Here is a 15550-nt window from a genome sequence, read left to right as displayed (position 1 = left end):
TCCACTTTCAGTCTCGAGAAATGAATATGCCGGACGCCCCAAGACGTCCTGCAAAGTGTCCCGAAAGGGACCATGGAAAGGAAATGATATGACGAACATCACGTCTGCGGCATCTGGCGGTACCTATCCGGTACTTCCCCTGCGCGACATTGTCGTTTTCCCGCATATGATCGTTCCCCTGTTCGTCGGGCGGGAAAAATCCATTCGCGCGCTCGAGGAAGTCATGGGTTCGGACAAGCAGATCATGCTTGTCACCCAGATCAACGCCAGCGATGACGATCCAACCCCGGACGCCATCCACAAGGTCGGCACGGTTGCCAATGTTCTCCAGCTCCTGAAGCTGCCCGATGGCACTGTCAAGGTTCTGGTGGAAGGCAAGGGCCGCGCCCAGATCGATGAATATACCGGCCGCGAGGATTTCTACGAAGCCTCCGCGACTCCGCTGCAGGAGCCTGCCGAAGATCCCGTCGAGATCGAGGCGCTGTCGCGTTCCGTCGTTTCGGAATTCGAGAGCTATGTGAAGCTCAACAAGAAGATCTCGCCCGAGGTTGTCGGCGCTGCCGGTCAGATCGACGATTATTCGAAGCTGGCCGATACGGTCGCTTCGCACCTGTCGATCAAGATCACCGAAAAGCAGGAAATGCTGGAAACCGTCAGCGTGAAGCAGCGGCTTGAAAAGGCGCTCGGCTTCATGGAAGGCGAAATTTCCGTGCTTCAGGTCGAGAAGCGTATCCGCTCGCGCGTCAAGCGCCAGATGGAGAAGACGCAGCGCGAATATTATCTGAACGAACAGATGAAGGCGATCCAGAAGGAACTCGGCGACGGCGAAGATGGCCGGGACGAGATGGCCGAACTGGAAGAGCGCATCGCCAAGACCAAGCTTTCCAAGGAGGCCAAGGACAAGGCCGAGGCGGAAATGAAGAAGCTTCGCCAGATGAGCCCGATGTCTGCGGAAGCGACTGTCGTGCGCAACTATCTGGACTGGCTGCTGGGTCTGCCATGGGGCAAGAAGTCGAAGATCAAGACCGACCTCAACGCCGCCGAGACCATCCTCGATCAGGATCATTTCGGTCTGGACAAGGTCAAGGAGCGTATCGTCGAGTATCTGGCAGTGCAGGCGCGCGCCACCAAGATCCGTGGCCCCATCCTGTGCCTCGTCGGCCCTCCTGGCGTCGGCAAGACCTCGCTCGCCAAGTCGATCGCCAAGGCGACCGGCCGCGAATATGTGCGCATGGCGCTGGGTGGCGTCCGTGACGAGGCGGAAATCCGCGGTCACCGCCGTACCTATATCGGCTCCATGCCGGGCAAGATCGTCCAGTCGATGAAGAAGGCCAAGAAGGCGAACCCGCTCTTCCTGCTTGACGAAATCGACAAGATGGGCATGGATTTCCGTGGCGACCCGTCGTCTGCCCTGCTGGAGGTTCTCGATCCGGAACAGAACTCCACCTTCATGGACCACTACCTTGAAGTGGAATACGACCTGTCCGACGTGATGTTCGTGACCACGGCCAACACGCTGAACATTCCGGGTCCCCTGATGGACCGTATGGAAGTGATCCGCATCGCCGGTTACACGGAAGACGAAAAGCGCGAAATCGCCAAGCGTCACCTGTTGCCGAAGGCGATCAAGGAACATGCCCTGCGTCCGGAAGAGTTCTCGGTCAGCGATGACGCTCTGATGATCGTGATCCAGCAATACACCCGCGAGGCGGGCGTGCGCAGCTTTGAGCGCGAGTTGATGAAGCTCGCACGAAAGGCCGTGACCGAGATCATCAAGGGCAAGGTCAAGTCCGTGGAAGTCACCGCAGCCAATGTTCCGGATTATCTGGGCGTTCCGCGGTTCCGCCACGGCGAGGCCGAGCGCGAGGATCAGGTCGGTGTCGTCACCGGTCTTGCCTGGACGGAAGTCGGCGGTGAGCTGCTCACCATCGAAGGCGTGATGATGCCGGGCAAGGGCCGCATGACGGTGACCGGCAACCTCAAGGAAGTGATGAAGGAATCCATTTCGGCAGCGGCATCCTATGTCCGTTCGCGCGCCGTGGATTTCGGCATCGAGCCGCCGCGTTTCGACAAGAGCGACATCCACGTCCACGTTCCGGAAGGGGCAACCCCGAAGGACGGACCGTCCGCCGGTGTTGCCATGGCAACCGCCATCGTCTCCATCATGACCGGCATTCCGGTCTCCAAGGATGTGGCGATGACGGGCGAGATCACCCTGCGTGGTCGCGTGCTGCCTATTGGCGGCCTGAAGGAAAAGCTGCTTGCAGCGCTTCGTGGCGGCATCAAGAAGGTGCTGATCCCGGAAGAGAACGCCAAGGATCTGGCGGAGATTCCGGACAATGTGAAGAACGAGATGGAAATCATCCCGGTTTCGCGCATGGGCGAGGTCATCGAACACGCGCTGCTTCGCAAGCCGGAGCCCATCGAGTGGGACGGCAGCATCGAAACGCCTGTCATCGCCACCGTTGAGGGTGTCGACGAAGGCGGGCAGACGATCGCGCATTGATCAAGGCATCGACGCGGAGGCCGGAATCGGTTTTCGCAAAAGGTGATGCATAGAATCAATGCGTTAGGTGCCGGAAGGCACAGGCGGCGCTTCGGCCCGCGCAAGTGATGCCAATTTGGCACGAATATGTGGAAGGCCGGCAGAAATGTCGGCCTTTTTTGTGAAAAAAATCACAGACCCCTTGTTTTTCAGGCGATTCCAGCGCTTTTGGGTTGCTGCGCGTGGATGTAAACGTATTCTGCGCCGGCTTAATTCCGAGTCGTTTCAAACCATTGAAAGGGGTGGAAACATGAACAAGAACGAGCTCGTCTCTGCTGTTGCCGAAAAGGCTGGTCTCACGAAGGCAGATGCTGCTTCCGCTGTTGATGCCGTATTCGAAACCGTACAGAACGAACTGAAGAGCGGTGGCGACATCCGTCTCGCTGGCTTCGGCAGCTTCTCCGTTAGCCGCCGTGAAGCCTCCAAGGGCCGTAACCCTTCCACGGGTGCTGAAGTCGATATCCCGGCTCGCAACGTGCCGAAGTTTTCCGCAGGCAAGGGCCTGAAGGACGCTGTCAACTCGTAAGGTTTCCGGAAAGCCGTGACGCCCGGCGGCGGACGTGCGGCTTTTCAGGTTCACGAGGAAACATGTTTTGACGCCCTGACGCCATCATGCCGGCCCGAAAACCGGGCGGCTCTTCGAAAAGCTCTTTTCGGACAGCCCAGTTTTTCAACCGGCAGGATGATAATTGAAAGTAGGGGAGCGCGCCTGTGTAGCCCCCATCCGGTCACACGGCGTTCCGATACGCGGAATGTGCGCATAAACAAGAAAGCCCGGCCTTTATGGTCGGGCTTTTTGATTCCAACATGAAATGTCATGCCACTGTCATGTCTTTGACGCAGAAGCCATGGGGTGTTTCTGGACCCAAGGGGGATTACAATGGCGTTCCGATTTTCTCACATGGCTTTGACCGCTGCTCTGCTCACATCCGCAGCCTTTCCGGCTGTGGCCGAGCCGGTATTCAACCGCATCGCATCGTTTCCGGTGGCGAAGAACCTTCCCGCGGACAAGGACGCCAAGTCCGTCACATCCGCTGAAATCGTCACTGCCAGCGAAGACGGCAAGACGCTGATCTATTCGGACAGCCCGCTTGGCGGCATCGGCTTCATCGACATCACGGACGCCAAGGCTCCCAAGGCCAGCGGCGCTTTGCTGCTTGAAGGCGAGCCGACCTCGGTTGCCGCTGCAGGCGTCAAGGTTCTGGCCGGCGTCAATACGTCGGAAAACCGCGCCAAGCCCTCCGGCAAGCTGGTCACGGTCGATATCGCCACCAAGAAGATTGAAGCAAGCTGCGATCTCGGCGGTCAGCCCGATTCGGTTGCCGTTTCCCCCGACAAGACCTTTGCCGCTATCGCGATCGAAAACGAGCGCGACGAAGAGGTGAACGAAGGCGCCCTGCCGCAGATGCCTGCCGGTTATCTGGTCACCGTTGGCCTGAAAAACGGTGTTGCCGACTGTGCGACGCTGAAGAAGATCGAACTGACCGGCCTTGCTGAAATTGCCCCGGAAGATCCGGAGCCGGAATTCGTGTCGATCAACGCCAATGGCGAGATCGCGCTCACGCTGCAGGAAAACAACCACATCGTCATCATCGACGGCAAGACCGGCACGGTGAAGACGCATTTCTCCGCCGGCAAGGTCGATCTGGAAGGCATCGATACGAAGTCCGACGGCCAGCTGAAGTTCACTGACAAGCAGGAAGGCCGCAAGCGCGAGCCCGACGCCGTGAAGTGGCTGGACAATGACCGTATCGTCATCGCCAATGAAGGTGACTGGCAGGGCGGTTCGCGCGGCTTCACCATCTTCGACAAGACCGGCAAGCTCCTCTATGAAGCCGGCTCCTCGCTCGAACATGCGGTCGCGGCCATCGGCCACTATCCGGAAAAGCGCTCCAAGGCCAAGGGCATCGAGCCGGAAGGCCTGGAAGCGGCGACATTCGGCGACCAGAAGTATTTCTTCGTTCTTTCCGAGCGTGGCTCCATCGTCGCGGTCTACAAGGACACCGGAAAAGAGCCGGAACTGACGCAGCTTCTGCCGTCTGGCATTTCGCCGGAAGGCGCTGTCGCCATCCCGTCGCGCAATCTTTTCGTGACCGCGAACGAGGTCGATCTGGTTGAGGATGGCGGCGCCCGTTCGCACGTCATGATCTATGAGCGCGCTGAAGGCACGGCTGCCTATCCGCAGCTCGTCTCCGCCACCGTCGACGGCGCGCCGATCGGCTGGGGTGCTCTCTCCGGTCTGGTCGGCGATGCCGAGAAGCCCGGCATTCTCTATGCCGTGTCCGACTCGGTCTATGGCAACCAGCCGTCGATCTTCACCATCGATGCGACGAAGAAGCCTGCCACCATCACCAGCGTCCTGCGCATCAAGCGTGACGGTATCGCAGCCCAGAAACTCGACATCGAAGGCATCACGCTCGATGGCAAGGGTGGCTTCTGGCTCGCTTCGGAAGGCGATAGCGCCAAGCTCGTCCCGCATGCGCTCTACAACGTCAACGCCAAGGGCGAGATCAAGGCTGAAATCGCTCTGCCGAAGGAACTGCTGGCCGGTGACACCCGCTTCGGTTTTGAAGGCGTGACCATGATCGGCAAGGGCGACGACGCCACGCTGTGGATGGCCGTGCAGCGCGAATGGGGAACGGACGAGAAGGGCTTCGTCAAGCTCGTCTCCTACAATCCGAAGTCCAAGGAATGGGGCGCCGTGCGTTACCCGCTCGACAAGACCGAGGCAGGCTGGATTGGCCTTTCCGAAATCACCGCCCAGGGCGAGCATGTGTATATCGTCGAGCGCGATAACCAGATCGGCGAGAAGGCAAAGATTAAGAAGCTCTACCGCGTTGCGATCGCCGACCTGAAGCCGGGCAAGATCGGCGGGGAGCTGCCGCTGGTGGCCAAGCAGGAAGCGCATGACTTCCTGCCCGACCTCAAGGCCCAGACCAATGGTTATGTCGTCGATAAGCTGGAAGGCTTCACCTTCGACAAGGCGGGAACGGCCTATGCCGTCACCGACAATGACGGCGTCGACGATTCTTCCGGTGAAACGCTGTTCTTCACTGTCGATCTGAAGGCGATCAACTGATCCTTCCAAATGACATCGAAAATGAGAAAAGCCGGGCATGAGCCCGGCTTTTTTATGCGGCAGAGGCAACCCTTGTACGGAGGTGCCTGTCTGGCGCGATGTTTCGCAATGCAGGCCGTCAAACCGGCATTGCCACTTTGCTATCGGTCATCGGGGGATTGTCCGGGGGGACGCCAGGCAAAAGCCGCGAACCGATCGCAAAGGATCACCGCCCCATGGAATTCTTGCTTTTGGGAGTATTGTCTTTTTCCGAGTCCTGCTGGACCCAGCGGAAAAAAATATAAACAGGCAGCGCAATAAGCGCGAGTGTTACAAACGCGTCGACCATGGTTTCATCCATTATTTCTGCCGCTCATCATGAAACGGCTCGAAAACATTGCCTGAAATCCCTTTAAAAAGTCTGAATCTGCTTATTTTCCCGTATGTTGCAAGGTGGCACACAGACCGGAAGCCATTGTCGGAATGTGAAACATCCGTGCCGATTTGGACTAGGTGGAAATCGAAAAAAGCGATTCCGACGCCCAGAACGTCAATCCGGCCGCAATAGGCCAGATTGCAGCGGGCAGGGGATGATTCTCAATGCCGGAAATTCGCGGCAAAGAAAAACGTGTTCCGAACAATGTCCGGTCTAACTGCCTGGAAACTTGGAGAGTTTGGAAAATGGTGGGCGATGAGAGACTCGAACTCCCGACATCCTCGGTGTAAACGAGGCGCTCTACCAACTGAGCTAATCGCCCTTCGCGTCCTGCGGATCATGTCCGCCGCGTCGGTGGCCGTGATGTATTCGGATCGGAAAAAAACCGCAAGGGCTTTTATGAAGTTTTTTTGTTTTTTTTCCGGGTCGTATTTTCCCATGTGCGTGGCGGACGGCCAAAAGGCTGGAACTGCGGGCTTTTTGGCAAAAACAGAAGCCGCAGCCAGCGCGAACGACGCACGGGAATCTTCCTGCGGACGCCCGCGGCTGTGGACAAGATTTTTGTTTTCGTTAGGAAAAGCCCGCAAAACAAGGCGTTTGCCGGAACGCCTATCAATGGCCTTCAGGTTTTTCCCGATCAAAATGAAAAAGCTTATTCTTTTGTCGTGAAACCTGCTTGACACCCCCGCACGAACGCCGTAGTTAGCCGCTCAACGAACAGCCGAGGCTGGTTCGTACGGCGGGGCAAGGTCCTGTCCGTCAGGATAAGCGGGTGTAGCTCAGTTGGTTAGAGTGCCGGCCTGTCACGCCGGAGGTCGCGGGTTCGAGCCCCGTCACTCGCGCCATCCTGTTCCTCGGAAAAACGCAGATGAATGTCTGTGGAGCGCGGGTGTAGCTCAGTCGGTTAGAGTGCCGGCCTGTCACGCCGGAGGTCGCGGGTTCGAGCCCCGTCACTCGCGCCATTTCTCTTCCTGAAATGTCTCCTTTGAAAGCTGAATTGACGCGCTGTTTGCGCGGCTCGTTATTGTCCATTTCGGACCCTGATTCCCGCGTTCCCAAGCGCGATTTTTCCTGCCATTTATACTCAAGTTTCGATTGGTGCAGATCGTCACTTCGTTGCCATTTTGACGTAAAATTCGTGTGACTTTTTTGCGGTTGCGTCGTTCAATCGATTATTATTGTATTTGAGGGGCTTAGGTCGGAATTGTGGCCCAAATTTGCGTCAATTCCGGCAATATTGTTGCCAATCAATGCGGCAGGTGTCTTGAAATGGTGCCTAAACTCTTGCAGAGAGGGCGCGGCTGCGCTAACCACTTTGGCGTTGCAACATATTTGTCCGCTCTTTGAGACTTAATGTCACAAAGGCAGGTCCGGCACCCGGCCGGACAGGGAAGAGACCATGACTGAACTCCTCAGTTCCTACATTCCGATCGCAATCTTCATCGGTATCGCTCTCGTCATCGGCCTGGCGCTTCTCATTGCGCCCTTTGCGGTCGCCTACAAGGCGCCAGACCCGGAAAAGCTCTCTGCTTTCGAGTGCGGTTTCAACGCCTTCGACGATGCCCGCATGAAGTTCGATATCCGCTTTTATCTGGTGTCGATCCTCTTCATCATCTTCGATCTGGAAGTCGCCTTCCTGTTCCCCTGGGCGGTGTCTTTCGGCGAGATGGGCTGGTTCGGTTTCTGGTCGATGATGGTGTTCCTTCTCGTCCTCACCATCGGCTTTATCTATGAGTGGAAGAAGGGAGCGCTGGAATGGGCATGAGCCAGAACAACAGCACGCTCGTTGCGCCGCAGCCGAAGGGGATCATCGATCCCTCGACCGGCAAGCCGGTTGGCAGCAACGATGCCTACTTCACGGAAATCAATGACGAACTGGCCGACAAGGGCTTTCTCGTCACCTCGACCGACGAGCTGATCACCTGGGCGCGCACCGGTTCCCTGATGTGGATGCAGTTCGGTCTCGCCTGCTGCGCCGTCGAAGGCCTGATGCAGGCGTCCGGTCCGCGTTATGACATGGAGCGCTTCGGTGTCGCCCCGCGCGCCTCACCGCGCCAGTCGGACGTGATGATCGTCGCCGGCACGCTGACCAACAAGATGGCGCCGGCTCTGCGCAAGGTCTATGACCAGATGCCTGAGCCGCGTTACGTCATCTCCATGGGTTCCTGTGCCAATGGCGGCGGTTATTATCACTATTCCTACGCTGTCGTGCGCGGCTGCGACCGCGTCGTGCCGGTGGATATCTACGTTCCGGGCTGTCCCCCCACGGCGGAGGCGCTGCTTTACGGCGTGCTTCTGCTGCAGAAGAAGATTCGTCGTACCGGTACGATCGAGCGCTAAGGGCAAAGGACGGATTAAGAATGAGCGAAGCTCTCAACGATCTTGCTGCTTACGTTAAGGAAGCGCGCGGTTCCCTCGTGGTGTCGGCCGATATCGCCTATGGCGAACTGACGCTGAACACGACGCCTGAAAGTGTGATCGCGCTTTTGACCTTCCTGCGTGACGACGTGCAGTGCGGTTTTGTCAACATCATCGACATTTGTGGCGTTGACTGGCCGCAGCGCGAAAAGCGTTTCGATGTCGTCTATCACCTGCTGTCGCCACGCCAGAACCTGCGCGTCCGCATCAAATTGCAGGTAGCGGAAGACGAGGGCGTGCCGTCTTCGACCTCCGTTTACATGGGTGCCGAGTGGTTCGAGCGCGAAGCCTGGGACATGTATGGCATTCCGTTCGAAGGCCACAAGGACCTTCGCCGTATCCTCACGGATTACGGTTTCGAAGGCCATCCGCTGCGCAAGGATTTTCCGGTTACCGGCTTTGTGGAAGTACGTTACGATGACGTGCTGAAACGGGTTCTTTATGAACCGGTCGAACTGAAGCAGGAATTCCGCAACTTCGATTTCCTCTCCCCATGGGAAGGAACCGAATATGTTCTCCCGGGTGACGAAAAGGCCAAGCAATGAGCCAAGCCCCCGCGACAGAGCATGCGCAATGTCTTTGCGGCGCCGTCGGCTTCAACGCCGTCATCGGTGCCCGTGAATTTGGCGTTTGCCATTGCTCCATGTGCCGCCGCTGGTCCGGCGGTGCGTTTCTGGCTGTCGAATGCGCTGATATCTCCGTCGAAAACGAAGAGAACCTCGGCGTCTATTCCTCGTCGGAATGGGGTGAGCGCTGCTTCTGCAAGACCTGCGGCAGCACGCTGATGTGGCGTTCCAAGGACGGCAAGCATTTTGCCGTTTCGCTGCAGGCTTTCGACAACCCTTCCAGTTTCAAGTTCGCGTCGCAGATTTTCACGGATGAGAAGCCTTCGAGCTATTCTTTCGCCGAAACCACGCAGAACATGACCGGCCCCGAATTCATCGCCATGATCACCTCGGCGGAGCACTAGAATGACTGAGCATAACGTCCGCAATTTCACGATCAACTTCGGTCCGGAACATCCGTCCGCGCACGGCGTGCTGCGTCTGGTTCTGGAACTGGACGGCGAAATCGTCGAGCGCGTCGATCCGCATATCGGTCTTCTGCATCGCGGCACCGAAAAGCTGATCGAGACCAAGACCTATCTGCAGGCCGTTCCCTATTTCGACCGTCTCGACTACGTCGCGCCGATGAACCAGGAACATGCTTTCGCGCTCGCCGTCGAAAAGCTCCTCGGCCTCGAAATCCCGATGCGCGGCCAGCTGATCCGCGTTCTTTATTCGGAAATCGGCCGCATCCTGTCGCACATCATGAACGTGACGACGCAGGCCATGGACGTCGGCGCGATGACGCCGCCGGTCTGGGGCTTCGAAGAACGCGAAAAGCTGATGGTGTTCTATGAGCGCGCCTGCGGCGCCCGCATGCACTCGGCCTATGTTCGTCCGGGCGGCGTGCATCAGGACCTGCCGCCGGAACTGGTCGATGATATCGGCAAGTGGTGCGACCCGTTCCTCACCGTTCTCGACAATATCGAGGGCCTGCTGACCGACAACCGTATCTACAAGCAGCGTAACGTCGATATCGGCGTCGTCTCGCTTGAAGACGCCTTCGCCTGGGGTTTCACGGGCGTGATGGTGCGCGGCTCGGGCGCTGCCTGGGATTTGCGCCGCGCGCAGCCCTATGAGTGCTATTCCGATCTCGAATTCGACATTCCCGTCGGCAAGAACGGCGACTGCTACGATCGTTACCTGATCCGCATGCAGGAAATGCGCGAATCCGTAAAGATCATGAAGCAGTGCGTTGATCTTCTGTCCGGCAAGCACCGCATCGGCCCGGTCTCCTCGCTCGATGGCAAGGTGGTTCCGCCGAAGCGTGGCGAGATGAAGCGTTCGATGGAAGCGCTGATCCACCACTTCAAGCTCTACACCGAAGGTTATCATGTTCCGGCCGGCGAAGTTTACGCCGCCGTCGAAGCGCCGAAGGGCGAGTTCGGCGTTTACGTGGTCGCAGACGGTTCGAACAAGCCCTATCGCTGCAAGATCCGCGCTCCGGGTTACGCACACCTGCAGGCTATGGATTTCCTGTGCAAGGGCCATCAGCTTGCCGACGTTACAGCCGTTCTCGGCTCCCTCGACATCGTGTTCGGGGAGGTCGACCGCTGATGCGTCTGCCGCTCGCCATTCCGGCTTTTCTTGCTGCGATGTCGACCCCCGTTCTCGCCCAGACCGCGACGGACGAGGGCGGCGTATCGCTGTCGAGCGGCGGCGGTTCCACCATCAAGCAGCTTCTGTCTTCGGGATTCGAGATCAAGGCCTCGGTTCCCAATGGCAGCAAGTTCATCGTGTTCATGCAGAAAGACAAGGCGGCTTACGCCTGCGAATTCGTCACGGTGGCGAGATCGCGTTGTGAGACGTTAAACTGAAAAGGCGTGAGGAAGTATGTCCGTTCGTCGACTAGCCGAAGATCAGTTCCAGCCCGTGGCATTTGCCTTCAACCAGGAAAACACTGCCTGGGCTGAGAAGACGATCAAGAAATATCCCGAGGGACGCCAGCAATCGGCGGTCATCCCGCTGCTCATGCGTGCGCAGGAGCAGGACGGCTGGGTTACCCGCGCCGCCATCGAAAAGATCGCCGACATGCTGGATATGGCCTATATCCGCGTCATGGAAGTGGCGACCTTTTATACCCAGTTCCAGCTGAAGCCGGTTGGCACGCGCGCCCACGTTCAGGTCTGCGGCACCACGCCCTGCATGCTGCGTGGCTCGGAAGCGCTGATGGATGTCTGCCGCAAGAAGATCCACCACGATCCGCTGCACACCAATGAGAGCGGCACGCTCTCCTGGGAAGAAGTGGAATGTCAGGGCGCCTGCGTCAACGCGCCGATGGTCATCATCTTCAAGGATGCCTATGAGGACCTGACGCCAGAGCGTCTGGAAGAAATCATCGACACGTTCGAAGCGGGCAAGGGCGACACCGTCAAGACCGGCCCGCAGATCGACCGTCACGAGTCGGTTCCAGTCGGTGGACTGACGACGCTGACGGAAGAGATCAAGCCGGATCGTTCCAATCTCGACAAGCCGGCCGAAGTGCCTGCGGAAGCCGCACCGGTTCCGCCGTCCAATGCCGCCAAGCCGAAGACCGATGCGCCGGAGACCGATCCGAAGCTGAAGACGCCCGCAAACGAGCCGAAGGCTGCGGAAGCCAACGTCAAGGCCGCCGAAAAGGAAGCTTCAGGATCTGCGAAGCCGTCGCTCGATTCCAAGGATCGTCCGGCCGGCATCGAAAAGCCCGCCACGCCCGACGACCTGAAGCTTATTTCCGGCGTCGGTCCGAAGATCGAAGGCACGCTGCATGAGCTCGGCATCTTCACCTTCGCGCAGGTCGCGGGCTGGAAGAAGGCCGAATGCGACTGGGTTGACGGTTATCTGAATTTCAAGGGCCGCATCGAACGCGACGAGTGGATCAAGCAGGCCGAGGCGCTCGCCAAGGGTGGCGAAGCCGAGTATATCAGGGTCTTCGGCAAGAAGCCGCGGTAAGAGGTGAAGCATGTTAAAAGATCAGGATCGCATCTTTACCAATCTCTACGGCCTCAAGGACAAGTCCCTGAAGGGCGTGAGAGCGCGCGGCCATTGGGACGGCACCAAGCAGATCATCGAAAAGGGCCGTGACTGGATCATCAACGAGATGAAGGCATCAGGCCTTCGCGGTCGCGGCGGGGCTGGCTTCCCGACGGGTCTCAAGTGGTCCTTCATGCCTAAGGAAAATGACGGCCGCCCGCATTATCTCGTCGTCAACGCCGATGAATCCGAGCCCGGCACCTGCAAGGACCGCGAAATCCTGCGCAACGATCCGCATACGCTGATCGAAGGCTGCGTGATCGCCGGTTTCGCCATGGGCGCGCATACCGCCTATATCTACGTTCGCGGCGAATATATGCGCGAGCGTGAGGCGCTGCAGGCGGCCATCGACGAGTGCTACGATGCCGGCCTGCTCGGCAAGAACAACAAGAACGGCTGGGATTTCGACATCTACGTCCATCATGGCGCGGGTGCCTATATCTGCGGCGAAGAGACGGCTCTGCTCGAAAGCCTCGAAGGCAAGAAGGGCCAGCCGCGCCTGAAGCCGCCGTTCCCGGCCAATATGGGTCTTTACGGCTGCCCGACGACCGTCAACAACGTTGAATCGATCGCCGTTGCGCCGACCATCCTGCGTCGCGGCGCTGCATGGTTCTCGTCCATCGGCCGTCCGAACAATGTCGGCACCAAGCTGTTCATGGTGTCAGGCCATGTTGAGCGTCCCTGCACCTTCGAAGATGCGCTGGGCCTGTCCTTCCGTGAGCTGATCGAGCGCCATTGCGGTGGCATTCGCGGCGGTTGGGACAATCTGCTCGGCGTCATCCCCGGCGGCGCATCCTGCCCCATCGTTCGCGGTGAGGACATGAAGGACGCCATCATGGATTTTGACGGCATGCGCGAAGTGAAGTCTTCCTTCGGCACCGGCGGCATGATCGTCATGGACAAGTCCACCGACGTCATCAAGGCGATTGCCCGCATCGCGGCCTTCTTCAAGCATGAAAGCTGCGGCCAGTGCACGCCGTGCCGCGAAGGCACCGGCTGGATGTGGCGCGTGCTGGAGCGCATGGTCAAGGGCAATGCCCAGAAGCGCGAAATCGACATGCTGTTCGAAGTGACGAAGCAGATCGAAGGCCACACCATCTGTGCGCTCGGCGACGCCGCCGCATGGCCGGTACAGGCGCTGATCCGCAATTTCCGTCCGGAAATCGAAAAGCGCATCGACCAATATACCTACAGGGCCATGGATGATGGCGCTGTTCTGGAAGCCGCTGAATAAGCATAGAAGGCTTCGAGCGGAGCCGGAATTTTCCGGCCTCGCGACACCATGAAGCGTCTGGCAGACGACACGAGTGCCGGGCGTGATTAAGGATTTGTTGCGGACCGTGTGAGACATGGGACGAACAGGCAACAGGACGTAAGTAGGACCATGGCAAAGCTCAAGGTTGACGGTAAAGAGATCGAGGTTCCGGATCATTTCACGCTGTTGCAGGCGTGCGAGGAGGCTGGTGCCGAAGTTCCGCGCTTTTGTTTTCATGAGCGCTTGTCGGTCGCGGGTAACTGCCGCATGTGTCTCATCGAGGTGAAGGGCGGACCGCCCAAGCCTGCCGCATCCTGCGCCATGGGCGTTCGCGACGTTCGCGGCGGCCCGAACGGCGAATTGCCTGAGGTTTTCACCAACACGCCGATGGTCAAGAAGGCCCGCGAAGGCGTGATGGAATTCCTGCTCATCAATCACCCGCTTGATTGCCCGATCTGCGACCAGGGCGGTGAATGCGACCTGCAGGACCAGGCCATGGCCTTCGGTATCGCCGGTTCGCGTTACGCAGAAAACAAGCGCGCGGTTGAAGACAAATATATCGGACCGCTCGTCAAGACGGTCATGAACCGCTGCATTCACTGCACGCGCTGCGTCCGTTTCACCACGGAAGTGGCCGGCATTGCCGAACTGGGCCTCATCGGCCGCGGTGAAGATGCGGAAATCACCACCTATCTCGAGCAGGCCATGACCTCGGAGCTGCAGGGCAACGTTGTTGACCTCTGCCCGGTCGGCGCGCTCACCTCCAAGCCTTTCGCTTTCACCGCCCGTCCGTGGGAACTGAACAAGACCGAAACCATCGACGTGATGGACGCGCTCGGTTCGGCCATCCGCGTCGATACCCGTGGCCGCGAAGTCATGCGCGTCATGCCGCGTGTCAACGAGGCGATCAACGAAGAGTGGATTTCCGACAAGAGCCGTTTCATCTGGGACGGCCTGAAGACACAGCGTCTCGACCGCCCGTACGTCCGCAAGGATGGCCGCCTGCAGCCTGCAAGCTGGGGTGAAGCCTTTGGTGCGATCAAGCAGGCGGTTGCCGCAACATCCGGCAGCAAGATCGGCGCAATTGCCGGCGATCTGGCCTCCGTTGAAGAAATGTTCGCGCTGAAGTCGCTTCTGGCGTCGCTCGGCTCGGCCAATGTCGATTGCCGTCAGGATGGCGCTGCACTCGATCCGTCGCTCGGCCGCGCCAGCTACCTGTTCAACTCCACCATCGAAGGTATCGAACAGGCCGACGCCCTGCTGATCGTTGGTTCCAACCCGCGCTACGAAGCGGCCGTGCTCAACGCCCGCATCCGCAAGCGCTGGCGTCGCGGCGGTTTCCCGATCGGCGTGATCGGTGAAGCCGGCGAGCTTCGCTACAATTACGAATATCTCGGTTCCGGCGCTGAAACGCTGTCCGACTTGGCCAACGGTTCGCACAGCTTCGTCGACAAGCTGAAGTCCGCCAAGAACCCGCTGATCATCATCGGCCAGGGTGCTCTGGCGCGCGCCGATGGTGCAACCGTACTGGCTGCCGCCGCCAAGCTCGCTACCTCGGTAGGTGCTGTCACCGAAGAGTGGAACGGTTTCTCGGTTCTGCACACCGCTGCTGCCCGCGTTGGCGGTCTCGATATCGGCTTCGTGCCGGGCGAGGGCGGTGTTGCCGCCGCTGACATGGTCGCGTCCATGGACGTTCTCTTCCTGCTCGGCGCCGATGAACTCGACCTCTCCAACAAGGGCGCCAAGTTCACTGTCTATATCGGCAGCCACGGCGACCAGGGCGCGATGAACGCCGACGTTATCCTTCCGGGTGCGGCCTATACTGAAAAATCCGGTATCTGGGTCAACACCGAAGGCCGCGTGCAGCTGGGCAACCGCGCCGGTTTCGCACCGGGCGAAGCCCGCGAAGACTGGGCGATCCTGCGTGCGCTTTCCGATGTTCTCGGCAAGAAGCTGCCGTTCGATTCGCTGTCGGCGCTCCGCGGCCAGCTCTATGTCGCGCATCCGCATCTTGCGGAAACAGACGAGATTGTAGCCGGCAAGGCCACGGATATCGAAGCGCTGGCTGCCAAGACCGGCTCGCTCAACAAGTCGGCGTTTGCCTCGCCGGTTAAAGACTTTTATTTGACGAACCCGATTGCGCGCGCATCCGCCGTCATGGCCGAGTGCTCCGCATTGGCCCGCAACAATTTCCAGGCTGCGGCAGAGTAAGGGTAGGGGA

Annotated in this window: 14 protein-coding genes and 3 tRNA genes; 15 read left to right on the top strand and 2 right to left on the bottom strand. The window is 59.0% G+C overall.

What is annotated here, in order from left to right; translation table 11 throughout:
• Positions 1-88: 88 nt before the first annotated feature.
• The 3 genes from lon (at position 89) to OK142_RS02610 (ending at position 5624) form a co-directional block, all read left to right on the top strand.
• Complete coding sequence (gene lon / locus OK142_RS02620) at positions 89-2506, top strand: endopeptidase La (protein ID WP_003496483.1); 2418 nt, start codon at positions 89-91, stop codon at positions 2504-2506.
• A gap of 289 nt (positions 2507-2795) precedes the next feature.
• Entirely contained in the window at positions 2796-3071 is a 276-nt protein-coding gene (gene hupB / locus OK142_RS02615; RefSeq protein WP_003496481.1) for a DNA-binding protein HupB, read from the top strand.
• A gap of 354 nt (positions 3072-3425) precedes the next feature.
• Positions 3426-5624, top strand: coding sequence for an esterase-like activity of phytase family protein (locus OK142_RS02610; RefSeq protein WP_498680910.1), 2199 nt, complete (start codon positions 3426-3428; stop codon positions 5622-5624).
• A gap of 205 nt (positions 5625-5829) precedes the next feature.
• Here OK142_RS02610 and OK142_RS02605 read toward each other — a convergent pair whose 3' ends face one another.
• Together OK142_RS02605 and OK142_RS02600 are read right to left on the bottom strand one after the other, a co-directional pair.
• Positions 5830-5964, bottom strand: a complete 135-nt coding sequence (locus OK142_RS02605) for a hypothetical protein (protein WP_003496477.1) — start codon at positions 5962-5964, stop codon at positions 5830-5832.
• Positions 5965-6285: 321 nt separating this feature from the next.
• Positions 6286-6361: transfer RNA gene (locus OK142_RS02600), tRNA-Val, on the bottom strand.
• A 41-nt stretch (positions 6362-6402) separates the two neighbouring features.
• On the opposite strand from OK142_RS02600, the gene OK142_RS02595 reads away from it, so the two are divergent.
• The 12 genes from OK142_RS02595 (at position 6403) to nuoG (ending at position 15540) form a co-directional block, all read left to right on the top strand.
• Positions 6403-6708, top strand: coding sequence for a hypothetical protein (locus OK142_RS02595; protein ID WP_498680907.1), 306 nt, complete (start codon positions 6403-6405; stop codon positions 6706-6708).
• A 99-nt stretch (positions 6709-6807) separates the two neighbouring features.
• Positions 6808-6884, top strand: a tRNA-Asp gene (locus tag OK142_RS02590).
• 40 nt (positions 6885-6924) lie between these two features.
• Positions 6925-7001: transfer RNA gene (locus tag OK142_RS02585), tRNA-Asp, on the top strand.
• Positions 7002-7438: 437 nt separating this feature from the next.
• The gene (locus OK142_RS02580) at positions 7439-7804 is read left to right on the top strand and encodes an NADH-quinone oxidoreductase subunit A (RefSeq protein WP_003496469.1); all 366 of its coding nucleotides are present in this window, start codon (positions 7439-7441) and stop codon (positions 7802-7804) included.
• Positions 7795-8379 (top strand): NuoB/complex I 20 kDa subunit family protein, encoded by a 585-nt coding sequence (locus OK142_RS02575; RefSeq protein WP_003496467.1) that lies wholly within the window; start codon positions 7795-7797, stop codon positions 8377-8379. Before OK142_RS02580 ends, OK142_RS02575 begins: the two co-directional genes overlap by 10 nt.
• Before the next feature lie 20 nt (positions 8380-8399).
• Positions 8400-9002 carry an NADH-quinone oxidoreductase subunit C gene (locus OK142_RS02570; RefSeq protein ID WP_035217676.1) on the top strand — a complete coding sequence of 201 codons (603 nt, stop codon included), beginning with the start codon at positions 8400-8402 and terminating at the stop codon, positions 9000-9002.
• Entirely contained in the window at positions 8999-9427 is a 429-nt protein-coding gene (locus OK142_RS02565; protein ID WP_003496463.1) for a GFA family protein, read from the top strand. The genes OK142_RS02570 and OK142_RS02565 overlap by 4 nt, the downstream gene beginning before the upstream one ends.
• A 1-nt stretch (position 9428) precedes the next feature.
• Positions 9429-10619: an NADH-quinone oxidoreductase subunit D gene (locus tag OK142_RS02560; protein ID WP_003496461.1), complete on the top strand. Its 1191-nt coding sequence runs from the start codon at positions 9429-9431 to the stop codon at positions 10617-10619.
• The gene (locus OK142_RS02555; protein ID WP_003496459.1) at positions 10619-10879 is read left to right on the top strand and encodes a hypothetical protein; all 261 of its coding nucleotides are present in this window, start codon (positions 10619-10621) and stop codon (positions 10877-10879) included. Before OK142_RS02560 ends, OK142_RS02555 begins: the two co-directional genes overlap by 1 nt.
• A 16-nt stretch (positions 10880-10895) precedes the next feature.
• Positions 10896-11993, top strand: a complete 1098-nt coding sequence (locus OK142_RS02550; RefSeq protein ID WP_313614095.1) for an NADH-quinone oxidoreductase subunit E — start codon at positions 10896-10898, stop codon at positions 11991-11993.
• A gap of 10 nt (positions 11994-12003) precedes the next feature.
• Positions 12004-13308, top strand: a complete 1305-nt coding sequence (gene nuoF / locus OK142_RS02545; RefSeq protein WP_003496455.1) for an NADH-quinone oxidoreductase subunit NuoF — start codon at positions 12004-12006, stop codon at positions 13306-13308.
• Positions 13309-13458: 150 nt separating this feature from the next.
• Complete coding sequence (nuoG, locus tag OK142_RS02540) at positions 13459-15540, top strand: NADH-quinone oxidoreductase subunit NuoG (protein WP_498680903.1); 2082 nt, start codon at positions 13459-13461, stop codon at positions 15538-15540.
• The last annotated feature ends 10 nt before the right edge of the window (positions 15541-15550 follow it).

Source organism: Agrobacterium sp. BT-220-3 (genome assembly GCF_025910175.1).
GTDB lineage: Bacteria > Pseudomonadota > Alphaproteobacteria > Rhizobiales > Rhizobiaceae > Agrobacterium > Agrobacterium oryzihabitans.
The sequence above is the reverse complement of the archived record's forward strand: the minus strand, read 5'-3'. Positions and strand labels throughout refer to the sequence as shown.